Genomic DNA, 23,092 nt, shown 5'->3' on the forward strand with positions numbered 1-23,092 from the left:
CTCGGTCGACGTGACGTGGAGAAGGTGACCTGAGACGTGGCTCGAGTAGGAATTCGCGAGGTCGCAAGCCTCGCCGAGGTGTCGTTGGGTACGGTGTCTCACTACATCAACCACCCGGACAGGGTGTCGCCGGAGAAGCGCCAGCGCATTCAGAAGGCGATCGACGACCTGGGTTTCGTGCGCAACAACGCGGCCTGGCAGCTGCGCCTCGGCCGCAGCGCAACAATCGCCTACATCGCTCCCGATGTGAGCAACCCCTTCTTCGCAACGATCGCCGAGGGCGTCGAGCGCACCGCTGCAGCGGGAGGGCTCACGGTCTTCATCGCCAACTCCAACAGCTCGCGCGAACGCGAGGACAGCTACCTCGAGATGTTCGAGGCTCAGGGCGTGCAGGGAATGCTCGTGGCGTCGCACGAGCCGGTCGAGGATCGCCTCACGCAGATCCGTCTCCGGGGAACGCCGTCGGTTCTGATGGGGCAGCGGGCGACCTCACCGGCGCAGCCCTCGGTCTCGCTCGACGAGATGAAGGGCGGATTCCTGGCGGTCAGGCACCTCATCGACATCGGTCGCACCCGCATCGCCTACGTGGGAGGACCGCTCTCGGTTCCGCAGGTCGGGGAGCGGTACGAGGGCGCGCTCGCCGCGGCGAGGGAGTCCCCGGGAGTCACGATCGAGCAGATCGACGCGGTGGACCGCACGATCGCGGAGGGCCGCGATGTGGCCGACCAGATCGCTGCACGGCCGCCCGAGGAGCGGCCCGACGCGATCTTCGCGGTCAACGACCTTATGGCGCTGGGACTGCTGCAGACCCTCGTGGTCGAGCACGGCATCCGGGTGCCCCAGGACATCGCGATCGTCGGCTATGACGACACGGTGTTCGGGGCGTCGTCGATCATTCCCCTCACCACGGTTCGCGGACCCCACGACTCGTTCGGGCCGACCGCCGTCGACCTTCTGAGGGCGGAGATCGCGGGGGAGGGGAGCGAGGACTCGAAGCACGTCGTCTTCGATCCCGAGCTCGTGATCAGGGCGTCGACAGTGGCTCCCGCTGCGTCTGCGTCTGCCGAGTAGCTCGCCCTTCGACAGGCTCAGGGAACGGGCGGACGTGTCGACGGATCTGTTACACGGCCGACCCGCCCGCTTAATCGTCGTGAAACACGGGTCTCATACTGTTGCGTCTTGCACACCCCGTTTCACTATCGCCCGAATATTCTTCTGGCCAATTTTGCAACTAAGTAGCATAATTCGAAACCAGCACCTGTTCCCTTCGCAGTCCCACCGAGATCTCGAGGAGCCACCCATGAATTCCCGTCCACCGCTGAGGCGCTCGCGCCTCATTCCCCTCGCCGCGATTCTCGCGGTCACAGCACTGGCCGCAACCGGATGCGGCCGCTCCAGCGACGGCGCGGCACCCGAGGCCGCCGGCAGCCTCGCAGACGGACCGGCCACCGGAAAGGTGACCCTGTGGGCGCCGGACGGCGACGCCACCGCCCTCGACGACGTGCTCACCCCCTTCGAGAGCGACAACCCCGATGTCGACGTCGAGGTCACGCTCGTGCCCAGCGACGAATACAACACGAAGCTGCAGACGGCGATCGCGGCGGGAACCGCTCCCGACATCGCCTTCCTCTACACCGAGGCGCAGACCCAGTTCCTGGCATCGGATGCCTTCGCCCCCGTTCCCGACGGCGTGGCCGACTCCTCGTCGTTCTTCGAGGGATCCTGGGATGCGGGCGAGGTCGACGGAACCGCCTACTCGGTGCCGTGGTACGCCTACACGCGCCTGCTCATCTACCGCGACGACTTCGCACAGAAGGCCGGAGCCACCCCTCCCGCCACCTGGGACGAGACGATCCCCTTCTTCAAGAAGCTCGAAGAGGGCGGGGCCGAGAGCGGCTACGGTGCAGACGTCGGCTGGGACACCTACAACGGACAGAACCTCGCGATCTTCGGCTACCAGGCCGGCGAGACCCTGCTCAGCGACGACGGCTCGACGTGGGAGCTCGACACCCCGGGCATGATCGAGGCGGCCGAGTTCAACGCGTCGTTCTTCTCGTCGGGAGTCTCGTCGCCCGACACCCCCCAGTTCCTCGACACGCAGCCCTACCTCGTGGCGGGCAAGACCGGCTCGATGATCAGCGGCCCGTGGGTGATCTCCGGCCTCGACACCACCGCAGGCGAAGAGGGCTGGACCGCGGCGCACATCCAGACGGCGGTTCTTCCCGCGGGTCCGGATGGCAACGTCGGGCAATTGGCCGGTGGAAGCTGGGCCGTCACGAAGAAGTCGGACAACGCCGACTCCGCCTGGAAGACCGTGAGCTTCATGGCCCAGGAGGACACGCAGGTCGCCCAGTACGAGGCCGCCGGCAGCATGCCCGCCGTGGTCGCGGCGTGGGACGACCCGTCGATCGCCGACCAGCCCCTGCTCAAGCCGTTCTTCGAGCAGCTGAAGAACGTCAAGCCCATGCCGTCGGTGAGCACCTGGAACGAGGTCTCGACCATGCTCGGCAAGGAGCTGGAGCAGGTCGCCCGCGGCAAGGAGACCGCCGCAGAGGCGATGGCGAACGCGCAGAAGAAGGCCGACAGCATCGGTACGGGCACGGACTGATCCGATGGCATTCGCCGTGCAGTCGAACAAGACGGGGGCGCCGCGCACACGGCGGCGCCCCGCGCATACGGGGATCGCGTGGCTGTTCCTCGCCCCCTTCGCGGTGATCTTCGTGGTCTTCAGCGCCATCCCGATCATCTCGTCGCTCGCCATCAGCGTGACCGACATGCGCAGTGCAGACCTGCAGACGCCGTTCGGGGTGAACTTCGCAGGCCTCGAGAACTACGTGGCCCTGCTCTCCGACGGCAACTTCGTGCGGGCGATCCTCAACACCCTCCTGTTCGTGGTCGTGGGCGTTCCCGTGACCATGGCGGTGGGCTTCGCCCTCGCGCTCGTGCTGAACAGCGGCATCCGTCGGTTCCGCTCCGTCTTCCGTGGCCTCTTCTATGCGCCCGTGGTCACGAACATCGTCTCCGTCGCGTTGATCTGGCAGTACGCGTTCAACCAGAACGGCACGGTCAACGAGGTGCTCGCGAACCTCGGCTTCGCCGGTCCGAACTGGCTGGGCGACGAGAACCTCGCCATGCCGGTCGTCATCCTTCTCGGCATCTGGCGCAACTTCGGAACGGCCATGCTGCTGTTCCTCGCCGGCCTCCAGTCCGTGCCGGAGGACGTGCAGGAGGCCGCCGCCCTCGACGGCGCCGGCCCGTGGCGGCGGCTCTGGTCGATGACCATTCCGCTGATCATGCCCACGACGCTCCTGGTCTCCGTGCTGCTCTCGGTCTTCTTCCTGCAGGTCTTCGACGAGCCCTACCTGCTGACCAACGGCGGCCCGCTCGGGTCGACCGAATCGATGGCGCTCTTCACCTATCACCAGTTCGGGTTCGGCAACTTCGGCGTCTCGAGCGCGGCATCGTTCATCCTGCTGCTCATCGTCGCGGCGGTCAGCGCGCTCCAGTTCCGACTGCTGAGGAGTCGCTCATGACCTCACGCCTGCGCCCCGCCGTGCTCTACACGGCGCTCATCGTGCTCGCCCTCGTCACGATCCTGCCGTTCATCTGGGTGATCTCCGGATCGCTCCGCACGACGAGCGACATCCAGGCGAACCCCGGGGCCTGGCTGCCGTCCGAGGTGACCCTCGACAACTTCGCCCGCCTGTTCAGCCGCAACGGCTTCAGCACGTTCCTCGGCAACAGCGTGATCGTGGCGATCGTCATCGTCATAGGCAACATCATCGCCGCCTCGATGGCCGGCTTCGCCCTGGCGAAGCTCGAGTTCCGCGGCAAGAGGGTCGCCTTCGCCGCCGTGCTGATCGCGCTGATGGTGCCCTTCTCCGCCACCTTCGTTCCGCAGTTCGTGGTGACCGTTCAGCTCGGCCTCGTCGACACCCTCGCCGGAATCGCCCTGCCCAGCCTCGTGCTGCCGATCTCGATCTTCATCATGAGGCAGTTCGCCGCGAGCATCCCCGACGAACTGCTCGAGGCCGCCCGCATCGACGGCGCGAACGAGGTGCGCATCTTCTTTCAGATCTTCCTGCCCCTGGCCGGCCCCGCCGTGGCGACGGTCACGATCATGTCGTTCCTGGCCTCGTGGAACAACTTCATCTGGCCGCTGATCGTGGCCCAGAGCGCCGACAGCTACACCCTGCCCGTCGGCCTCGCGGCGATGAGCCAGGCGGCGCAGAACGTGACCGACTACGGCCTCGTGCTCGCCGGCGCCGTGATCGTGATGCTGCCTGTTCTCGTGCTGTTCCTGTTCCTGCAGCGCTACTTCGTGCAGGGCATCGTGTCGACCGGACTGAAATGATGGAGGCCATGATCGAGGTCGACTGCGCTGCTGGCACGATCGTCGGCTCCACCGACGGGGTGGATGCGCAATTCCTCGGCATCCCCTTCGCCGAGGCGCCCGTCGGTGCGCGTCGCTTCTCCGCGCCCGAGCCGCGGGCCGTCTTCGACGAGCCGTTCGCGGCATCCGCTTTCGGGGCCACGCCGCAGCGCGGCCGGCCCTACCCGATCACGGCCATCCCCGAGCCGTCTATCGCGGGAGACGACACCCTCTCCCTCAACGTGTTCGCGCCGGCCGACGGTGTCGGCTCGGGCGCCGCGCCGGTTCTGGTCTACATCCACGGCGGAGGGTACGTCGCCGGCTCCCCGGTCGGCCCCTGGTACGACGGCGCCGCCCTGACCCGCGATGGCATCGTGATGGTCACGCTGTCGTACAGGCTGGGCGTCGACGGCTTCGCCGCGGTGGATGGCCGCGCCAACCGCGGAATGGCCGACTGGCTGCTGGCCCTCGCGTGGGTGCGCGACAACATCGCCGCGTTCGGGGGAGATCCGGGCCGGGTCACCGTTGCCGGGCAGTCCGCGGGCGGAGGCGCCGTTCTCGCGCTGCTCGCCAGCCCCGCCGCGCAGGCGCTGTTCCACCGGGCCGTCGCGATCTCGCCGGTCGACCTCTCCAGCCCACTCGACGAGGCCGCCCGTGTAACCACGGCGCTCGCGGACTCGCTGGGCGTCTCGCCGACGGCCGAGGGCCTCGGCTCGGTCGACCCGGATGCGCTGCAGCGGGCGGTCATCACCTGGGGCGAGCGGCACCCGGGCACGGAGCCGCTGCTGTTCGAACCGGTGAGCGGCGACGAGCTGCTGCCCCTGTCCATCCGAGCCGGCCTCGCGGTGACCGGGCTCGACAAGCCTCTTCTCATCGGCGCGACCGCCGACGAGTTCGACAGTCCGGGCTTCGCGGGCTCGGACGCCGAGCCGGAGGCGGAGACGCACGGCACGGCAGATGTCGCTGCTCCGCGCCAGACCGACGTTCTCTTCAGGGCGAGCGTGCTGCGCACGGCCCGGGCACGGGCATCCGGTGCCGCAGGCACGTGGCTCTACTCGTTCGACTGGGCATCGCCGGTGCTGCGCGGCGCCGCCCACTGCACCGACCTCCCCTTCTTCTTCGACATCCTCGGCGCCGAGGGGGTCGAGGCGGTCCTCGGCGACGAGCCGCCCGCCACACTGGCCGCCCGCATGCACCGGGAGTTCGTCGCCTTCGTGACGGGAGCCGAGCCCTCCTGGCCCGCCGCCAGGGGCGTCGAGTCAGACCCGGTGCTCGTCTTCGGCGTGGTGTCGAGCGACTCGACCGCGCTCGTTCCCGGCGCGTACGACGCGGTTCTGCCGCTCGTCGACGCCGATCTGGGAGAGTGAGCAGATGCCTGGACTCGACCCGAGCGCGATGCGCCGACTGAATACCTCCGTGGTGCTGCGCGCCCTCGCCGAGCACGACGAGCCCGTGACGATGGCGACCCTCGTGGGGCAGGTCAAACTGTCGCGGCGCACGGTCGAGCTCATCCTCACCCAGCTCTGCGAGAGCGGCTGGGCCGTCGAGGTCACGCCCGTGCACGCGGATGTCGGACGGCCCCCGCGCTACTTCTCGTTCGAGGCCGACCGCGCCCTCGTCGCGGCCGTGCGCGTCGATACGCACGCCGCAAGCGCGGCCGTCTCCGACATCCGGGGCCGAGTGCTCGGCAGGGGCCTGGTGACCCTGCGCGATTACTCCGACACCGACCAGGTGATGATCGACGCCGTCGAGGCTGTGGATGCGGCCATTCGCGAGTCGGGCCAGCCCCGCGACCGGGTGCGCGCCGGGGCCGTCGCGGCCGGTGGCGCGATTGACGAAGACGGTGTGGTGCGCCGTCTCATCAACTCGCCCGGGTGGAACGAGTTCGCTCTCGCCCGCGAACTCGGTGCGCGGCTCGGCATCCCTCTCTTCGCCGACAACGACGCCAACCTCGCCGCCCTCGCCGAGCATTGGCGCGGAGCGGCCCAGGAGACCGACACGTTCGCCTGGTGCATCTTCGGAAACCGCGCCGGTATCGGCATCGTGATCGGGGGAGTCGTGCACCGGGGTTTCCAGGGAGGTGCCGGTGAGATCGTCGAGGCGGGGGCGCTCGATGCGATGCGCATGGAGTCGCAGCCGTTCGGTCTGTTGACTTCGCCGCTGGTCGAGGAACGCCGCCAGGCAGCGGAGTGGCTGGTCAGGGCGCGCGCCGGCGATGCCGAGGCCCTGGAGCTTCTCGGCGAGTTCGCCGACGACGTCGCCCGCCTGCTCTCGTCGCTGGCGTGGACGATCGCGCCGGAGGTGATCGTGCTCGGGGGAGGCCTCGAGGTGGCGGAGGACCTGCTTCTTCCCCGCGTCGTCGAGGCCATGAAGCAGCTCGGCACCCTGCGTATCGACGTGCGCGCGACCACGATCGGGGCGGATGCCCCCCTGCTCGGCGCGGTCAAGCTCGTGCTCGACCGCATGGACGTGGAGTTCTTCGGGCCGACCATCGCGGCGTGACCCGCGGCGGGGCCTAGCCTCGCACCGTCACCACGACCCATATCGTCACCACGAATTTCGCAACACAGTACGCAAACACCCGCAGGACAGGAACCAGGAGCTTCGAATGTCTGACTCGCAGAACACCCCCGACATCCTCATCGTCGGCAGCGGAATCATGGGTGCCGCGACGGCCGGGCTGCTGCGCGAGGCCGACCCGACCGCGCGCATCCTCATCATCGACGGCGCGCCCGTAGTGGGAAGCGTGCCCGGGCTGCACCTGCACGACAGCACCGAACCAGCAATCTGGGAGCGCTACAACCAGCGCGTCTCCTCCGGAATCCAGGGCATGTACACGGGCGCCGACGTGACCCCCGACATCACCGACGAACTGCGCTCGGTGGAGCCCGGCATGTACAACCTCTCGGCGCTCGGCGAGAACGCGGCCGCCATGCCCGCGAGTGCTCTGTCGTGGAATGTGGGCGGCATGGGCGTGCACTGGACCGCCGCGACGCCCTGGCCCGACGGCGACGAGACCTTCGACTTCGGAGACCCCGAGCAGTGGCAGGCCGATCTCGAGACGGCGCGCGAGGTGCTTGGCGTGCACCCGGCCGTGCTCGGTCCGACCGGGCCCGGGCAGCGGGTGCTCGACGTGCTCGACGAGCTGTTCGGGGCCGCGAGCCCTGCCGGCCGACACCCGCAGGCCATGCCGATGGCCGTACAGCCCGGCGCATCCGGGCCCCTGCCGCGCACCGGCCCCAGCCGCATCTTCCCTCCGATCGCCGAGGGTGGCGACGCCGCGTTCGAGCTGCGCGCCGGCACGCTCGCGATCGCGGTGCTGCACGACGCAGGCCGTGCCCGCGGGGCGCGCGTGCGCGACATCGCCTCGGGTGAGGAGTACGACATCGAGGCATCGGTCACGGTCGTCTGCGCCGACGTGATGCGCACGCCCCAGCTGCTGTTCGCGTCGGGGATCAGGCCCGAGGCGCTCGGACGCTACCTCAACGAGCACGCCTTCGTGACGAGCCGCGTGCTCATGGACCTCGACCGCTTCGGCCTCACCCTCGACGAGCTGCCCCGCTCACTCGAGGGCGAGTTCGCCACAGACTCTCTCTGGCTGCCGCAGAACGGGTCCGCCCAGCCGTTCCACGGCCAGATCATGAACTCCGTCTACGTCGACGATCACGACCGGGCGCTCGCGTACTCGGTCGGCGTCTCGCTCTACACGCCCGTCGAGTCGCGCGCCTCGAACAGGCTCGCGTTCTCCGAGACCGAGACCGACGTCACCGGTATGCCGCGCATCACCGTCGAGTTCGACTACACCGACACCGACCTCGCGCTCATCGAGCAGGCCTCAGACACGATCGAACTCGTCGCTCGCCGGTTCGGATCGTTCGATCCCGAGACCGAGTCGGCCGTGCTCGCCCCGGGTTCGTCGCTGCACCAGACCGGCACCGTGCGCATGGGCGCCGTCGACGACGGCACGAGCGTCTGCGACCCGGATGGGCGGGTCTGGGGATTCGACGGCCTCTATCTGGCCGGCAACGGGGTCATCCCCACGCCGGTCGTCGGCAACGCCACGCTCACCGGCGTGATCACCGCCGTGCGCGCGGCGCGAGCCGTCGCCCGCCTCCGGGTGTCGGCCGCCTGACCGGCGGTCGCGCATCCATTCGTCTTACATATCTGCACCGTCTTGAAGGGACACTCATGAACATCGACACCCTGGGCACCTCGTATTCGATCGAGCTGCCCGACTGGATCGCCGACGAGCTCGCCGACGTGCCGGATGCGCTCGGCAGCCACGAGGAGCGCATGCGGCTCGTGCACCGGCTCGCCGCCCGCAACTTCAGGGAGGGAAGCGGGGGACCGTTCGCCGCGATCGTGGTCGAGTCGGCCACCGGCCGGATCGTGTCGGTGGGGGTGAACGTGGTTCTGAAGAGCGGCGTCTCGTCGGCGCACGCCGAGGTCACCGCTCTCGGGCTCGCGCAGACGCGCATCGGGTCGTGGGACCTCGGCGGCGAGGGCCAGCCCGCGCACGAGCTGGTCGTGAACTGGCGTCCCTGCGTGCAGTGCTACGGCGCGACGCTCTGGTCGGGAGTGCGCACCCTCGTCGTGGCCGGCGACGGGCCCGAACTCGAGCAGATCACGACCTTCGACGAGGGCCCCATGCGCGAGGACTGGGCCCCGCAGTTCGAGGCGCGCGGAATCGCCGTGGTGCAGGACGTGACCCGCGACGAGGCCCTGCAGGTGTTCCGCGACTACCGCGAGCACGTGGATGCGGGCGGCGCGGTCGTGTACAACGCCCGCGCGGCCGAGTGACGGCATCCGGCCCCCGCTTTTTGATTGCTCGACCAGGAAGAAGACCATGACGCTCAGCCGCTCGCAGTTCGCGCTCAACCCCATCCAGTGGATCAACATCAAGGCCGACCCCGCGGACCCGGCCAGTGACGACCTCTGGCTCTTCGCCGAGCCGAGCTTTCGGGAACAGTACCCGGATGTGCTGGTGCAGGTGCGCCGCTCGGGCTTCGACGCGACGATGATGGAGGTGCTCGACACGCAGACCCTGCAGAGCTACGCCCGCATGCTGCGCGATACGGGCCTTCGCGTCGCCCCCGGGTACTGCTCGGTGGCGTTGCCCGAGGACCACGGGGTGTCTCTTGCGCCGGGCAGTGCTTCGTTCGTGCGCTGGTTCGACGGCGTGCGGCGCAAGGCCGAGGAGTCGAACTTCTTCGGGCTGTCGTCGGTCTTTCTTGCCCCTGAGGTGTCGTGGGCTCCTGGCACGGTGCGCACGCTCGACTCCGTGGCCGTAGGTGCGGTCTTCGACGAGGGCCGTCTCGACCGGGTGATCGATGTGCTCGGCGAGGCCGCGAGCGTGCTGGCCTCGGAAGGCATCAGGGCCGGCCTGCACAACCACGTGGGCACCTGGGTCGAGACCGAGCACGAGATCGACCGCGTGCTCGCCGCCATCTCGCCGGATCTGCTGGGCGCATCGTTCGACGTGGGGCACCTGGCGTGGGCAGGTATGGACCCGGTCTCGATGCTGGGGCGCTACTCGGATCGCCTCGTCGACCTGCACATCAAGGACCTCGACCTCGACGTGGCGGCCGCCAGTCGGGCGACGCCCACCCCCTACCGCACCGCGACCGACCAGGGGCTGTTCCTCGAGCCGGGGCTCGGCGGGATGGACCTCGACGGCATCCTCTCCGCGCTGCCCGACGGGTTCGGCGGCTGGATCATCATCGAGGTCGACCGCGCGAGCATGGAGCCGTTCGAGAGCGCGCAGGTGAGCCGAGCCTGGCTGGAGGCGACGATCCCGGCCTGACCCTCCAGCATCCGCGCCCCGTAGGCGCATCCGCCGCCAGTCGTCCGGCAGCGGATGCGCCCATACGGCGCGGATGCTCGCTACAGCGTGCGGGTGGTCGGGTCCCAGGACTCCGGGAGGACCGGGCTCGCGGGGGCCGTGCTCGTGACGCGCACGAACTGGCCGGCCGCGGAGGACTCCTCCATCGCGTTCATCACGTCGAGCACGTGGTAGCCCAGCTCGGCCGGCAGCAGGTCGGCGCCGCCCGACCGGATGGCCCGGGCCATCTCCAGCACGGCAGATCCGCGGCCGCCGGCGTACCCGGTCTCGGCCAGCTCGACGCTCTCCTCGCCGCGCACCAGAGTGCTCGCGCCCTCGAACATGTTCGGGTCGGGCAGCACGAGCGTTCCGGTCTCGCCGGTGATCTCGACGAATCCCGAGCGACGCAGCGGTGAGTCGAAGCTGAAGATGCTCTGCGACGATTGGCCGCCCTCGAAGCGGGCGAGCGCGCTCATCTGGGTGTTCACGGTCACGGGCAGCTCGGTTCCGGCGCGCGGGCCCGATCCGATGACCCGGATGTCGCGAGCGCGCGAGCCGATCGCCGCGACCTCGGTGAACGACCCGAAGATGCAGGCGAGCGTCGTGAGGTAGTACGGCCCCATGTCGAACAGCGGCCCTGCGCCGGGAACGAAGAAGAAGTCGGGGTTGGGGTGCCATGACTCGGGGCCGTGGCCCTGAAACGCGGTCATCGCGGTGAGCGGCCGGCCGATGTCGCCGCGGGCGATCGCGCGCAGGGCGCTCTGCACGCCGGGGCCGAGGATCGTGTCGGGCGCGACGCCGATGCGAAGACCGGATGCCGCGGCCTGGTCGAGCAGCGCCTGTCCGCTCTCGCGGTCGAGACTGATCGGCTTCTCGCTCCACACGTGCTTTCCCGCACTGAGAGCGGCCGACGAGAGCTCGGCGTGCACGGCCGGAATCGTGAGGTTGATCACGATCTCGATGTCGTCGTCCTTCAGAACCTCGTCGGCGCGTCCGGAACGCGGCACGCCGTATTTCTCGGCCTGCTGCGCGGCGCGTGCGACATCCAGATCGCCGATCATCACGACGCGAACGTCGGGGAAGGTCGTGAGGTGGGTGAGGTACTGGTCGCTGATCGCGCCGGCACCGATGATGCCGATGCCGACGGGGCCGGAGCCCGTGGGGGTGTAGGTGGCGGTGCTGTAGGTGGCGGTGCTCATCAGCGGAGGCCCCTCTCGACGAGGAACTGTCTGGCTTCGGCGATGCCGGCGAAGAGGTCGCCCGAGTAGACGTCGAACTCGACGACGGCGAACTCGAGGTCGGGAACCGCGTCGAGGCCGGCGGCGAGGGGCACAACGCCCTGCCCGGCGGGAAGCTGGCTCGACAGGTGCTCGGGCTGTTCGAGCGAGATGTGCCCCGCGGGAACCTGGTTGGGCAGGTCGCCGGTGAGCGACCCGTCTTTCACGTGGATGAACTTGACCCGGTCGGCGTTGCGGGTGAGGAACTCGACGAGGTCCTCGCCTCCCGCGGCCACCCAGTACGCGTCGACCTCGAGAACGACGGCGGGGTCGAGCAGGCTCGCGAAGTGGTCGAGGCCGGTGACGCCCTCGACGTGGTTGCGGATCTCGCCGTCGTGGTTGTGATAGCCCACGCGCATGCCGCGGGCGGCGGCGGGCTCGACGGCGGAGTTGAGGCGGTCGGCGAGACGAGCGATGTTCTCGGCGCTCTCCCACAGGGTCGGCGGGGTGAACGACTCGATGACCGTCTTCACGCCCAGCCGCTCGGCCAGGTCGAAGGATTCCTCCAGCTCGCCGGTCGCCAGCGGCACGTGGGCGCTCGGTGCGGTGAGTCCGTGCTTCGCGAGCCCCGCCGCGTAGGCGTCGCCGAATTCCTGCAGTCCGTAGAGCTCGACGGCCGTGAAGCCGAGGTCGGCGATCCGCCCGAGCGTCGCATCCGGATCGGCGGCGAGCGCCTCCTTGACCGTGTAGAGCTGGAGCGAAATGGTCGCGGTCATGCGTCTCCTCAGTGAGTGCGTGCGGGGGTGTTCGACAAGCCTAGCCAGAAGCTGCGGATGCGCATACATTTCGATGGTCGCGTCATGACCGGCGGGTTGCGGCGGTTGTGTCTGTCGGTTCGGGTCTATGGAGTCGTGCTGCCGATCTCGAACACAGAGGCTGAACCGACACCGAAGAGTGCCGCGCCGGTGAACAGCTCGACGGTCTCGCCGTCGACGAGCACCTGCACCTCGCCGTCGCCGGTGGGCACGATGGTCTCGACGCCCTGCCATGTGCAGGTCACCGAGTCGACTTCGCGTCGGATGATGAGCGCGCTGTCCGAGCTCGATGCAGTCCACTCCTCGCCGACGGCGATGCTGGTGAGCGCGGCGGACGCGGCCTGCGCGATCGTCGGGTGCGGCGCCGCGACAAGCGTGTCGCCCTCGAGTCGCAGCACGTGCGGCACGCTCAGCGCGCTGGCGCGGACGACCTCGGCGTCGATGGCTCCGCGCATCCACGAGATCAGGCACGGCAACCCGTCGCGGTCGCGGAAGAAGGAGGGAGCGTAGTAGCTGTCGCCGTAGGTCAGGCGCCCCCAAGCGGTCGCGTCGAAGCGGCCGTCGACGAATGTGCCGATGGCATAGGCGACGTAGTGGAGTACGTCGTCCTGCCAGACCGAGGTGACCATCACGTCGCGGCCGTCGATGGTGAAGATCTGGGGGCACTCCCAGAGCGCTCCCGTCCACACCGGGTCGGTTTCGCTCGTGCTTCGCGATGCCGCCAGGCCGTCGAATGACCACGAATCGAGGTCGTCGGAGACGTACGAGCTGGCCGCAGCCTCGCCCCCGACAATGGCGGTGCCCACGAGCATCCGCCACCGCTCGCCATCGCGCATCACGAACGGGTCGCGGAAGGCGACAAGATCCAGCGGCGGCGCCTCCACGACGACCGAGCCTTTCGTCCACACGAGCCAGTCGTCGTCGACCGGGGTGGCGCTGCGGATGCGGCCGACGCCGAACTCGGGTGTGGAGACGGCGGTGTAGAAGATCGTGGCGCGGCCGGCGACATCGACCGCGAGCGAGCCAGACCAGATGCCGTCGTCGCCATCGCCCGGCGCGAGGGCGACCGGATGCTCGGTCCACTCGATCAGGTCAGGCGAACTCGCGTGCCCCCAGCGGCACTCGGGAGCCCACGTGGTGCGATCGGGAACGTACTGGAAGAAGAGGTGGTAGCGGCCGTTGTGCCAGGTCAGCGCGAGCGGGTCGTTCATCCACCCCGATCCGGGGGTGAAATGCCAGCGGGGGCGGGCGCGCGGCGCGTGCGTCATGAGTGCGGCTCCTTATGCTGCCGCCGTCGATGGCGGGCTGTTCGACAATTATGGGCTTGACAAGACGATTTGGCAAAACGTATTGTCAGAGCAGTCGCCTCAGCGACGCGTGCCGTTTCTCTCGGTGCGCACCCTACGTAATCACGCAATGTCGCACAGAATTGGAGTCGAAGTAATGATGCTTCGCATACATCGACGGATGTCCCGTCGTGTCCTGGTAGGCGCCGCCGGTGTCCTCGCCGTCGTCACCACCGCCGTCCTCTCGGGGTGTGGCGCTGGAGGCGGCGCTCCCGCAGCGGGTGACGATTCGATCACCGTTCTCGTCGAGGCCGGTGGCCACGGCGAGTTGCAGCCGATCGCCGATCAGTTCGAGACAGACACGGGCACCTCGGTGACTTTCGTCGAGTTGCCCTACGACGGCCTCTACAATCGGCTGAACAGTGAGTTCAGCTCGGGTTCGCTCTCGTTCGACGTCGCGGCTCTGGACTCGATCTGGCTGCCGACCTTCGCCGAGGCACTGACGCCTCTCGACGACGTGTTCACCGACGAGGTGCAGTCCGACCTGTTTCCTGCGCTCGTGACCGAGGCGCAGGTCGACGGCTCGTTCGTCGGGATGCCCGCCTGGACCAATTCTGAGATCCTCTACTACCGCACAGACCTCTTCGAGGACCCGGCCCAGCAGGCCAACTTCAAGGCGCAGTTCGGGTATGACCTCGTGCCTCCCACCACCTGGGAGCAGTACGCCGACGTCGCGAAGTTCTTCACGCAGGACACCGATGGCGACGGCCAGGTCGACATCTACGGCACCGACGTGAAGGGTGCGGTCGAGACGGAATGGTTGGCCACCCTGTCGCAGACGGGCGAGAAGGACATGGTCGTCGGCGACGATGGAACCGTGTCTCTCGGCGACGAGGACAGCCTCGAGGCGCTCGACTTCTACACCAGTCTGCTGCCCTATGCCCCCTCGGGCGCTGCGCAGCTGGATTGGGCCGGTTCGCAGAACCTCTTCAACCAGGGCCAGGTGGCGATGATGCGCTTCTGGGCGCACGCCTACAAGCAGATCCCCGCAGACTCGGCGGTGGCCGGCAATGTCGGGGTGATGACGATGGTCGGTGGCCCTGGCGGGGTCGCCGGAGTTCCGGGCGCGTGGTACCTCTCGGTGCCGGCGGGCACGAGCAAACAGGAGAAGGCACTGGAGTTCGTGCAGTACGCCTACGACCACAACGAGCTGTCCGTCGACACCGACCTGGGACTCGCATCGCGTATCTCGGTGCTCGAGCAGTACCAGGACAAGCCCGGCTACGAGAACTACAAGCCGCTCATCGACACCCTGAATGCCGAGTCGACCATCCCACGTCCGGCGAACCCGAAGTGGCAGGAGATCGTCGATTCCGCTCTGATCCCCATGATCCAGAAGGCCGTCGTACCGGGGGCCGACAATCAGAAGCTCCTCGACGACGCCAAAGCGCAGGTGGAGTCCATCATCGAGTGACCTCAGGCTGTGGCGCCCCGGTCCAACGGGGCGCCACAGCCGCCCACCCTTCGCCGTTCCTCGACCCGAAAGTCTCATCGTGCGTCTCACCGATCGCCGGTTCGCCTTCTTCCTGATGCTCCCGGCCACCGTTTTCCTCGCCGTGTTCGTAGCGTGGCCCCTCGTGCAATTCGTCTCGGATTCCTTCTTCGATATCAGCAAATTCGCCGGAGGACCCCGTACCTTCGTCGGCCTCGACAACTACATCGACGCGTTCACCTCTGGCGACTTCGGCAACGCCGCGTGGCGAACGATCGTCTACACCGTCATCGTGGTCGTCTTCGAGTTCGTCCTCGGTCTCACCGTCGCGCTGATATTCACGGCGCTCGGCAACTCCTCGCGGGTATTCCGCACCATCTTCCTGTATCCCCTGATGATCGCGCCGATCGTCGCCGGTCTGCTCTGGCGGTTCCTGCTGATCGACAATTTCGGCATCGTCAACCAGCTCCTGACCGATGCCCACATCCTTCAAGATCCGGGCCAGATCCAGTGGCTGAGCGATCCGAACATCGCTCTGTTCTCGGTCGCGATCCCCGACATCTGGTTGACTACCTCGTTCATCTCGCTCGTGCTCTTCGCCGGCCTGCAGAACATCCCGGGCGACGTCATCGAGGCGGCCAGGCTCGACGGCGCCCGCTATTCGACGATCCTGTTCCGCATCATCATCCCCCTGCTTCGACCCGTCATAGCGGTGGCCCTGATCCTCCGCGGCATCGACGCCGCCCGTGCCTTCGATGTCATCCTCATCCAGACCAACGGGGGGCCGCAGCAGAGCACGGAAACCATGTCGCTGCTCGTCTACCGCACGATGGTGCGGTTCGGCGATCCAGGCCTGGCGAGCGCGATGGGAACCGTGTATCTCGTGGCCATGCTCGCCGTCTCGGTCGCGGCCATCCTGCTCATCTGGCGACCCGGAAGTGAGAACAACCGATGAACGGTCTCGAAACCACCCGCGTGAGCTCCCGGGCCATCCTCTGGGTCGCCCTCGTGCTGCTCGTCGTGCTGTACGGCTTCCCCTTCCTCTACATGCTCTTCACGTCGTTCAAAACGCCACTGGAGACGATCGCGGTGCCGCCGACCGTGCTGCCCTCGACCTGGACGATCGAGAACTACACGTCGGCCATCGGCCGTGACGGTGTGGTCGCCTCGTTCATCAACAGCGTCGTGACAGCCGTACTCAGCACCGCCATCTCCCTCGTGCTGGCGCTGCCGGCGGCCTACGCCGTCACGCGGTTCCGCACCCGCTTCGGTCGATTCTTCATCGTCGGCGCCCTCGTGATGCGCATGGTGCCCCCGATCGTGATCGGCGTGCCGATGATCGGCATCTTCCGCAGCCTCGGCATCTCGGACACCTCGCTCGCACTGGCTATCGCGCATGCCACCATCTCGTTGCCGCTGTCGATCTGGCTGATGTCGAGCTTCTTCGAGGCCGTACCCGAGGAGCTCGAGGAGGCGGCGAAGATCGACGGCGCCAGCCGGCTCGGGGCGCTCTGGCGCGTAGTGCTTCCGGTGACCGCCGGCGGGATCGCGGTCACCGCGATCTTCGCCTTCCTCGCATCGTGGAACGAGTTTCTGTTCGCGCTGCTCCTCACGGCCACGCGGTCGCAGACCACGCCGATCGTGATCGCGAACTTCCAGACCCAGTTCGGCCTCGACTGGGGCGCGATGACCGCGCTCGCGGTGCTGTACTCGGTACCCGTGATCCTTCTGGCGCTCGTGCTGCAGCGTCATATCGTCGCCGGTCTCACCGCCGGGGCGGTGAAAGGGTGACGATGTCGGTGAGAATGGTGGCGAGCCGAATCGGCCGGCCTCGGGCATGCAAGGGGAGACAGTGGCACGCAAAGCAGTAGGCATCAAGGACGTGGCCCGCGAAGCGGGAGTGTCCGTGACCACCGTCTCCCACATCCTCAACGACGTCGAGTCCGCACGCGCCAGTGACGAGACCCGTGAACGGGTGAAGTCGACGGCCGAACGGCTCGGATACGGAGCCAATCGCATAGCCCGGAGCCTCCGCCGACAGCAGTCCGAGATGATCGGGCTGCTGAGCGAGGAGATCGCCACCACACCGCACGCCGGCCGCATCATCCTCGGTGCCCAGGAGGCGGCACGCAAACGGGGCTTGACCCTGATGCTCATCAACACCAGCCGCGACGAGTTCGACATTCAGCGGGACACGGACGCTCTGCTGCGCCAGCAGGTCGACGGCGTGCTCTACGCCACGATGTACCACCGCGAGATAGACCTCCCTCGATTGCTGCGGTCCGTCCCGACGGTGCTGATCGACTCGACCTCGCGCGACGGAAGCATCCCGTCGGTCGTGCCCGATGAGGAGGGCGGTGCGTACGTCGCCGTGAACGAGCTGATCGAGCACGGCCATCGGCGGATCGGCTTCATCACGAACTCCGACGACGTGCCGGCCACCCGCGGACGCCTGGCCGGCTACCGGCGGGCGCTCGGGGACGCCGGCCTCGAATTCGAGTCCCGGCTCGTGGTCTCCGAGCAGTCCGAGACTCCAGGCGGGTACAAAGCGGCCGTTGCGGTGCTTGACCGTGTCGACCGGCCTACCGGTCTCTTCTGCTACAACGACCGCATGGCCATGGGGGCCTATCGCGCTGCTGCTGAACTCGGACTCCGCATTCCGGCGGATCTCTCGATCGTGGGCTTCGACAACCAGGAGTTGATCGCAGAGGGGCTGTATCCCGCTCTGACCACAGTTGCCCTGCCGCACTACGAGATGGGCGAGTGGGCGCTCGGCGCCCTCGCCGATCTCATCCAGCCCGAGGCCGTGATCGGGACCGCACCCTCCTCGGCAGACCCGGTCTACGAGTCCGCGGTGCTGCCATGCCCGCTCGTGCGGCGACACTCGGTCGCGGCGCCCCGCTCGGAAGGGGAACCCGCCCATGACTGAGTTGCTCGTCGTCGGCGAGGCTCTCGTCGACGTGGTCTCATCCTCTGGAGGAAAAGAGGAGCATCCTGGCGGAAGCCCGATGAACGTCGCCATCGGACTCGCGCGCCTCGGCGCATCCGTCACTCTGGCGACCCGCGTCGGCACGGATGCGCGGGGTGTCCTCATCGCGCGCCACCTCACAGACTCCGGCGTGCGTCTGGCGCCCGGCTCCGTCGACGCCGCAATCCGCACCTCGAGCGCGACCGCCACGATCGGGGCCGACGGTTCGGCGACGTACGACTTCGACATCGGCTGGGACGTCACTGAGCTCCCGACGGCCGGGTTCGAGCTTGTGCACACGGGATCCATCGGGGCACTCCTCGCACCCGGGGCCGATGCCGTCGCCGCGTGCTTCGATGCCGTCGACGACGGCGTGCTCCGGTCGTTCGACCCGAACATCCGGCCATCTGTGCTCGGTGGGCATAACGACGTGCTCCCGCTCGTCGAGCGGTTGGCCCGCTCCAGCACCGTGGTCAAGATGAGCGACGAGGATGCGCGCTGGCTCCATCCCGAGCTCGATCCGCTCGCGGTGACGGCCCACTACGCTCGGCTCGGTGCGCAGGTCGTCGTGGTGACGCTGGGTGCCGAAGGGAGCCTGCTCCGCGTCGGCGGAGACACGGTCGTGGTCCCATCACACTCCGTTCGGGTCGCCGACACGATCGGCGCCGGCGACTCGTTCATGGCTGGTCTTCTCTTCGCTCTCACGAACTCGATCGGCGTCGCGCACGTGATGGGGAGGACCGCGGCCTTCGGCGACATTCTGCAGGCGGCCCGCTTCGCCGCCGCGTGCGCCGCGATCACGGTCAGTCGTCCCGGCGCCGACCTCCCCCGGCAGCACGAGGTCGTCGTCTCACCACAGCTAGGCACGGAAAGAGGTACTCGATGAGCAGCGCTAATCGCTACGACGTCACGAGGTGGCCCGTCGGCGACCCCGTCCAGGACATCGGCGAAGTGCTGAACAGCATCATCGCCGACATCACCTCGCGCCAGTCGGCCGCGGTCGACGCCGACGGCGGCAAACCCGGAGCGGTGATCGTGATTCCGCCTGGCGACTACCGCCTGCGCACCCAGGTCGTCATCGACATCAGTTTCCTCAGGATCGAGGGCTACGGGCATGGCTTCACGTCGTCGAGCATCCGCTTCAACGTGCCGGAAGAGGAGTGGCCCGACCTGCACGAACTGTGGCCAGGCGGGAGCCGCATTCTCGTCGATCTCCCACTGGACGACGACGCGAGCGAGATCGATGGTGCCGCTTTCGTGGTCGCGCGCAGCGGCAACCCTCGGATCAGCTCGGTCGAGTTCTCGGGCTTCTGCATCGACGGGCTGCACTTCACCGCCGACCGTTCAGGCCGACAACCGGAGAACACCTACATCAACGGCAAGACGGGCATCTACGTCGCCAGCGCCAACGACTCGTTCCGCGTCGCCGGGATGGGCTTCGTCTACCTCGAGCACGCGCTGACCATCTGCAATGCGGATGCATTGTCGATCCACGACAACTTCGTCGCCGAATGCGGCAGCTGCATCGAGCTGCGCGGCTGGGGTCAGGCCTCGAAGATCACAGATAATCTGATCGGCGCGGGTCCCGATGGATACTCGATCTATGCCGAGAACCACGGGGGACTTCTGATCACGGCGAACAACGTCTTCCCGCGCGGAGCGAGCAGCGTGCACCTCGAGTCGGTGAGCCGTTCCAGCGTCACGGCCAACCGCCTCCATTCGTTCTATCCAGGGATGGTCGTGCTCGCCGGCGGCAGCTCGGAGAACCTCGTCGCGTCGAATCATCTCCTGCGCGACCACGAACCCTGGACCCCGTTCCTCGGCGTCGACAACGGTCTCGACGACCCTTACGGGGTTGTGCGTGTCGAGGGCAGCGACAACTCGATCATCGGAAACCACGTCTCCGTCGTGATCGATGCGGCGGGTATCCGCCCTGCCGGTGCCCAGCCGGTGGTCATCCGGCTCGCCTCGGGAAGCGGCAACTACGTAGCCACCAACCATGTCGTCGCGCGGGACGTGCACGTGTCGTCGGGCGGCTCGGCGTTCGAGGCGCAGGTGGATGCGCTGCTGTCGACAACGGCGTCGGAGACGCTGTCCGTCACGGCGGTCCTCGTCGATCCCGCCTCGGTACGCAACACCATTCTCGACACGGGCACCCACGCCGAGGTGCTCGCCGACCGCAGGGTCAACGCGATCCGGCCGACCCGGATGTACCGATCCGTCGCGGAGTCTCGTCGTCAGGCCAGACGGGGGTCGCGGCCGTACTGGGCAGGTACGCCCAGGTGGTCCCGCAGAGTCTCGCCGGAGTAGCCATCGGGATAGATGCCGCGCTGCCGAAGAATGGGGACGACGTTGTCGACAAAGTCATCGATACCGGCTTCAGCCAGATCGGGGATGACCCAGAAGCCGTCCGCGGCTTCGGCCTCGAACCATTCCTGCATGTGGTCGGCAACCAGGGCGCCGGGCCCGACGACGGTCGGATGGAAGTCGATCACGCCGTGGGCGAGGATGTCACGAATCGTCCACCCCTGCCGAGCCACGCGCAGCGCGACCTCCGACCGCGGATCGATGGGTGCCGCGTAGGCGCGCGCGAGTTCCTCGTCGCTCAGGCGGTCGTTCACCCGGTCCGGGCCCAACCGCAGACCCAACATCTGTCCGAGTCCGACGACTCGCTGGGGCGAGGGTTCGCCGGTCACGGCCAGGCGCCGGTCCAGGCCTTCTCTTACCGTCGAAGCCACGGTCGTCATGATGCCGACGAAGTACTTGATCTCGTCTGGGTCTCGTCCGGCTTGGCGCGCTGACTCGCGCACCATCTGGCGCTGCGCCCGGGCCTCTTCAATCGTCCATACCTCGGCGATGAAGCCGCTTGCGTATCGACCCGCGAGCGAGAGCAGATGGGGGCTGGGGCCCCCCGCCGTGAAGATGACCGGCTGTCCTTGCTCGGAGGGAGGGATGGGAAGCGGCCCGCGCGAAGCGACGAACTCGCCCTGCAAGTCAATGGGCCGGACCTTTTCTGGATCGAAGTAGCGTCCGGTTGCTTGGTCACCGATCCACGCGTCTGCTTCCCAGCTGCCCCACAGGGCCTGGACGATCTGGACCGTCTCGTTGGCACGCCGGTATCGCGCCGATCGCTCGGCCACCGGCTGTCCGTAGTTCGCAGCCACCGCGGGACTGCTGGTCGTCACGGCGTTCCAGCCGACGCGCCCGTGACTCATCACGTCTAGTGCCTTGAACTGTCGAGCGAGGTTGTACGGCTCCTGGAACGTGGTCGATCCTGTTGCGACCATCCCGATGCGCGACGTCTCCCTGGCGACCGCTGCCAGCGCCAGCATGGGATCCATCGTCATGTTCAGTCCGGCCCGTTCCTCTCCGCCCTGGACCGCGGCAAAGTCGGGAACGAACAGGAAGGCAAAGCCTCCACGTTCGGCAGATTGGGCAATGCGCACCTGCGCGTCGGTGCTGGTGAAGTTCTTGGGGTCCACCCCAGGGGAACGCCACGCATCGGTGAGCATGCCGTAGCTCGTTCCCAGCGATGTCGCCAGAATCATCTTCGGTGCGTTCACGTTGTCTCCTTCATAGGGGCTCGTTCTTGATATGAGGTGATGGACACAAGGTGGGGTGAAAGGGAGATGCGGCTCGCCGACACGGGCGGCCCGCTGGGGAGAGGAACGCTCGGAGCAGGCACGTGACCATCATCCAACCTTCACACCATGAGAAGGTCAAATCGAGCCGGTCCGACCCAGGTGGAACGTTGTAACGTTGACGCAAGCGAAAGGTGACGACTCTGTGAGGATCGGCGAGTTATCGCAGCAGTCAGGTGTCTCGACCCGCATGCTGCGGTACTACGAGGAACAAGGCTTGATCGCACCCCTCCGGCGTGGCAACGGGTATCGCGAGTACGACGAGGATCTTGTCGATCGGGTGACGAAGATCCGAGGGCTGCGAGAATCAGGCATACCCATGCACATCATCGGCGACATGCTTTCGTGCCCCGATCAGTCGACGAATACCGCCGCCGCTCCGGACCCGGAGCTGCGCACGACGCTCGTTCGAGCTCGCGACCGGATGAGCGAGTGCGTTGAACTACTGCATCGTCATCGAGACGCTCTGTCTCGGTACATCGAATCGATGGACCAGACCCAGACAGTGGAGTCTGGCCGGGAGCCACACTGAGACGGTGCGTCTCGGCGCGATCGAGGAGTTGGCGGACGACCGGGTGCTTATGCCCTGAGATTCAGCGTTCGTGCAACTCCATGGCAGCAAGAATTTCCTCGCGGTAGGGCATCGAGGTGACAGCGCCACGACGGGTGACCGTGATAGCCGCGGCCGCGCTGGCCGCCGAGATGGCCGTCTCCAACTGCTCACCAGCTGCTAGCCAGGCGGTAACGACGCCGACGAACGTGTCACCGGCGGCGGTGGTGTCGACCGCTGAGACGTGGGGGGCAGGAAAGTAGCGCACCCCGATGGTGCGCCGGTAGAGCAGCGAACCACGTTCGCCCAGGGTCACGATGACGTTCCGCGCGTCGCGACCCAGGCGCTCAGCCGCCCCTGCCACGTCGTCCATTCCGGCGAGCTGGATCGCTTCTTGCTCGTTCGCGACGAGAAGGTCGGTGAGGGCGATCAGTTCCTCCGATCCACCGACGACAGGCGCAGGGGTGAGAACCGTCGTGATCCCTAAGCTGCGCGCATACATGAACGCTTCCCGGACGAGGCTCACAGGCCGCTCGAACTGGGCGACGAGAACACCGGATGCGGCTATGGCCGCCCTGTCCTCGTCGGCGAAATCAGTCGCATTGTTGGCCCCCGAGACGACCACGATGCTGTTCTGACCATCGTCGGTGACGCTGATCTGGGCGACGCCTGTGGGCTGATCTGTCGAACGTAGACCTGTCACGTCTACGTCGTTGTCGACGAGTGTTGCTCGCAGTGACTCGGCGAAAGGATCATTCCCGACTGCACCCAGGAAGCGCACATCGGCGCCTCCGCGGGATGCGGCAATGGCCTGGTTCAGACCCTTACCTCCGGCACCCATCACGAATGACGAGCCGAACAGGGTTTCGCCGGGTCTGGCCGGTCGCGGTTGTCGAACCGAGAGGTCCATATTGGCGCTTCCGATCACCG

General features: G+C 67.5%; 21 protein-coding genes. 16 read left to right on the forward strand and 5 right to left on the reverse strand.

Features of this window, described 5'->3' with window-relative positions:
• The first annotated feature begins 36 nt into the window (after window positions 1–36).
• The 9 genes from QCD70_RS07145 to QCD70_RS07185 all read left to right on the forward strand — a co-directional run bounded on the left by QCD70_RS07145 (window position 37) and on the right by QCD70_RS07185 (window position 10,175).
• Window positions 37–1,071 carry a LacI family DNA-binding transcriptional regulator gene (locus QCD70_RS07145; RefSeq protein ID WP_301214601.1) on the forward strand — a complete coding sequence of 345 codons (1,035 nt, stop codon included), beginning with the start codon at window positions 37–39 and terminating at the stop codon, window positions 1,069–1,071.
• Window positions 1,072–1,300: 229 nt separating this feature from the next.
• Window positions 1,301–2,608, forward strand: coding sequence for an extracellular solute-binding protein (locus QCD70_RS07150; RefSeq protein ID WP_301214603.1), 1,308 nt, complete (start codon window positions 1,301–1,303; stop codon window positions 2,606–2,608).
• Window positions 2,609–2,612: 4 nt separating this feature from the next.
• Window positions 2,613–3,533 carry a carbohydrate ABC transporter permease gene (locus tag QCD70_RS07155; protein WP_055924980.1) on the forward strand — a complete coding sequence of 307 codons (921 nt, stop codon included), beginning with the start codon at window positions 2,613–2,615 and terminating at the stop codon, window positions 3,531–3,533.
• The gene (locus QCD70_RS07160; RefSeq protein ID WP_301214606.1) at window positions 3,530–4,354 is read left to right on the forward strand and encodes a carbohydrate ABC transporter permease; all 825 of its coding nucleotides are present in this window, start codon (window positions 3,530–3,532) and stop codon (window positions 4,352–4,354) included. Before QCD70_RS07155 ends, QCD70_RS07160 begins: the two co-directional genes overlap by 4 nt.
• Window positions 4,355–4,362: 8 nt before the next feature.
• The gene (locus QCD70_RS07165; RefSeq protein ID WP_301214608.1) at window positions 4,363–5,739 is read left to right on the forward strand and encodes a carboxylesterase family protein; all 1,377 of its coding nucleotides are present in this window, start codon (window positions 4,363–4,365) and stop codon (window positions 5,737–5,739) included.
• Between the two features lie 4 nt (window positions 5,740–5,743).
• Window positions 5,744–6,874 (forward strand): ROK family protein, encoded by a 1,131-nt coding sequence (locus QCD70_RS07170; RefSeq protein ID WP_301214610.1) that lies wholly within the window; start codon window positions 5,744–5,746, stop codon window positions 6,872–6,874.
• Between the two features lie 106 nt (window positions 6,875–6,980).
• A complete protein-coding gene (locus QCD70_RS07175) occupies window positions 6,981–8,504 on the forward strand; it encodes a GMC oxidoreductase (RefSeq protein WP_301214612.1) in 1,524 nt (507 codons plus the stop codon).
• A 56-nt stretch (window positions 8,505–8,560) separates the two neighbouring features.
• Window positions 8,561–9,172 carry a nucleoside deaminase gene (locus QCD70_RS07180; RefSeq protein WP_301214614.1) on the forward strand — a complete coding sequence of 204 codons (612 nt, stop codon included), beginning with the start codon at window positions 8,561–8,563 and terminating at the stop codon, window positions 9,170–9,172.
• 46 nt (window positions 9,173–9,218) lie between these two features.
• Window positions 9,219–10,175 (forward strand): sugar phosphate isomerase/epimerase family protein, encoded by a 957-nt coding sequence (locus tag QCD70_RS07185; RefSeq protein WP_301214616.1) that lies wholly within the window; start codon window positions 9,219–9,221, stop codon window positions 10,173–10,175.
• Window positions 10,176–10,255: 80 nt separating this feature from the next.
• Here QCD70_RS07185 and QCD70_RS07190 read toward each other — a convergent pair whose 3' ends face one another.
• The 3 genes from QCD70_RS07190 to QCD70_RS07200 form a co-directional block, all read right to left on the reverse strand.
• Complete coding sequence (locus QCD70_RS07190) at window positions 10,256–11,392, reverse strand: Gfo/Idh/MocA family protein (protein WP_301214618.1); 1,137 nt, start codon at window positions 11,390–11,392, stop codon at window positions 10,256–10,258.
• The gene (locus QCD70_RS07195) at window positions 11,392–12,186 is read right to left on the reverse strand and encodes a sugar phosphate isomerase/epimerase family protein (RefSeq protein WP_301214620.1); all 795 of its coding nucleotides are present in this window, start codon (window positions 12,184–12,186) and stop codon (window positions 11,392–11,394) included. Before QCD70_RS07195 ends, QCD70_RS07190 begins: the two co-directional genes overlap by 1 nt.
• 125 nt (window positions 12,187–12,311) lie before the next feature.
• A complete protein-coding gene (locus QCD70_RS07200) occupies window positions 12,312–13,493 on the reverse strand; it encodes a glycoside hydrolase family 32 protein (RefSeq protein WP_301214622.1) in 1,182 nt (393 codons plus the stop codon).
• Window positions 13,494–13,692: 199 nt separating this feature from the next.
• Between QCD70_RS07200 and QCD70_RS07205 the strand changes: the two genes are divergently transcribed.
• From QCD70_RS07205 to QCD70_RS07230, 6 genes are all read left to right on the forward strand, one after another.
• Window positions 13,693–14,985, forward strand: coding sequence for an ABC transporter substrate-binding protein (locus QCD70_RS07205; RefSeq protein ID WP_301214624.1), 1,293 nt, complete (start codon window positions 13,693–13,695; stop codon window positions 14,983–14,985).
• A 79-nt stretch (window positions 14,986–15,064) separates the two neighbouring features.
• The gene (locus tag QCD70_RS07210) at window positions 15,065–15,958 is read left to right on the forward strand and encodes a carbohydrate ABC transporter permease (protein ID WP_301214626.1); all 894 of its coding nucleotides are present in this window, start codon (window positions 15,065–15,067) and stop codon (window positions 15,956–15,958) included.
• A complete protein-coding gene (locus QCD70_RS07215; protein WP_301214628.1) occupies window positions 15,955–16,794 on the forward strand; it encodes a carbohydrate ABC transporter permease in 840 nt (279 codons plus the stop codon). The genes QCD70_RS07210 and QCD70_RS07215 overlap by 4 nt, the downstream gene beginning before the upstream one ends.
• Before the next feature lie 61 nt (window positions 16,795–16,855).
• Window positions 16,856–17,932 carry a LacI family DNA-binding transcriptional regulator gene (locus QCD70_RS07220; protein ID WP_301214630.1) on the forward strand — a complete coding sequence of 359 codons (1,077 nt, stop codon included), beginning with the start codon at window positions 16,856–16,858 and terminating at the stop codon, window positions 17,930–17,932.
• Window positions 17,925–18,857, forward strand: a complete 933-nt coding sequence (locus tag QCD70_RS07225; RefSeq protein WP_301214632.1) for a carbohydrate kinase family protein — start codon at window positions 17,925–17,927, stop codon at window positions 18,855–18,857. The genes QCD70_RS07220 and QCD70_RS07225 overlap by 8 nt, the downstream gene beginning before the upstream one ends.
• Window positions 18,854–20,281 (forward strand): NosD domain-containing protein, encoded by a 1,428-nt coding sequence (locus tag QCD70_RS07230; RefSeq protein WP_301214634.1) that lies wholly within the window; start codon window positions 18,854–18,856, stop codon window positions 20,279–20,281. The genes QCD70_RS07225 and QCD70_RS07230 overlap by 4 nt, the downstream gene beginning before the upstream one ends.
• Here QCD70_RS07230 and QCD70_RS07235 read toward each other — a convergent pair.
• Entirely contained in the window at window positions 20,209–21,534 is a 1,326-nt protein-coding gene (locus QCD70_RS07235; protein ID WP_301214636.1) for an NtaA/DmoA family FMN-dependent monooxygenase, read from the reverse strand. The genes QCD70_RS07230 and QCD70_RS07235 overlap by 73 nt on opposite strands.
• A gap of 268 nt (window positions 21,535–21,802) precedes the next feature.
• On the opposite strand from QCD70_RS07235, the gene QCD70_RS07240 reads away from it, so the two are divergent.
• Window positions 21,803–22,144, forward strand: a complete 342-nt coding sequence (locus QCD70_RS07240) for a MerR family transcriptional regulator (RefSeq protein ID WP_441004926.1) — start codon at window positions 21,803–21,805, stop codon at window positions 22,142–22,144.
• Window positions 22,145–22,205: 61 nt separating this feature from the next.
• Here QCD70_RS07240 and QCD70_RS07245 read toward each other — a convergent pair whose 3' ends face one another.
• Window positions 22,206–23,090 (reverse strand): ribokinase, encoded by an 885-nt coding sequence (locus QCD70_RS07245; protein WP_301214640.1) that lies wholly within the window; start codon window positions 23,088–23,090, stop codon window positions 22,206–22,208.
• Window positions 23,091–23,092: the final 2 nt, after the last annotated feature.

This window comes from Agreia sp. PsM10, assembly GCF_030433855.1.
Classification (GTDB): domain Bacteria; phylum Actinomycetota; class Actinomycetes; order Actinomycetales; family Microbacteriaceae; genus Agreia.

Bases quoted from the DNA above. Each gene is read 5' to 3' on its own strand.
- QCD70_RS07150 (WP_301214603.1), top strand. From the start codon at position 1,301: ATGAATTCCCGTCCACCGCTGAGGCGCTCGCGCCTCATTCCCCTCGCC.
- QCD70_RS07155 (WP_055924980.1), top strand. From the start codon at position 2,613: ATGGCATTCGCCGTGCAGTCGAACAAGACGGGGGCGCCGCGCACACGG.
- QCD70_RS07160 (WP_301214606.1), top strand. From the start codon at position 3,530: ATGACCTCACGCCTGCGCCCCGCCGTGCTCTACACGGCGCTCATCGTG.
- QCD70_RS07165 (WP_301214608.1), top strand. From the start codon at position 4,363: ATGATCGAGGTCGACTGCGCTGCTGGCACGATCGTCGGCTCCACCGAC.
- QCD70_RS07170 (WP_301214610.1), top strand. From the start codon at position 5,744: ATGCCTGGACTCGACCCGAGCGCGATGCGCCGACTGAATACCTCCGTG.
- QCD70_RS07175 (WP_301214612.1), top strand. From the start codon at position 6,981: ATGTCTGACTCGCAGAACACCCCCGACATCCTCATCGTCGGCAGCGGA.
- QCD70_RS07180 (WP_301214614.1), top strand. From the start codon at position 8,561: ATGAACATCGACACCCTGGGCACCTCGTATTCGATCGAGCTGCCCGAC.
- QCD70_RS07185 (WP_301214616.1), top strand. From the start codon at position 9,219: ATGACGCTCAGCCGCTCGCAGTTCGCGCTCAACCCCATCCAGTGGATC.
- QCD70_RS07190 (WP_301214618.1), bottom strand. From the start codon at position 11,392: ATGAGCACCGCCACCTACAGCACCGCCACCTACACCCCCACGGGCTCC.
- QCD70_RS07195 (WP_301214620.1), bottom strand. From the start codon at position 12,186: ATGACCGCGACCATTTCGCTCCAGCTCTACACGGTCAAGGAGGCGCTC.
- QCD70_RS07200 (WP_301214622.1), bottom strand. From the start codon at position 13,493: ATGACGCACGCGCCGCGCGCCCGCCCCCGCTGGCATTTCACCCCCGGA.
- QCD70_RS07205 (WP_301214624.1), top strand. From the start codon at position 13,693: ATGTCCCGTCGTGTCCTGGTAGGCGCCGCCGGTGTCCTCGCCGTCGTC.
- QCD70_RS07215 (WP_301214628.1), top strand. From the start codon at position 15,955: ATGAACGGTCTCGAAACCACCCGCGTGAGCTCCCGGGCCATCCTCTGG.
- QCD70_RS07225 (WP_301214632.1), top strand. From the start codon at position 17,925: ATGACTGAGTTGCTCGTCGTCGGCGAGGCTCTCGTCGACGTGGTCTCA.
- QCD70_RS07230 (WP_301214634.1), top strand. From the start codon at position 18,854: ATGAGCAGCGCTAATCGCTACGACGTCACGAGGTGGCCCGTCGGCGAC.
- QCD70_RS07240 (WP_441004926.1), top strand. From the start codon at position 21,803: ATGCTGCGGTACTACGAGGAACAAGGCTTGATCGCACCCCTCCGGCGT.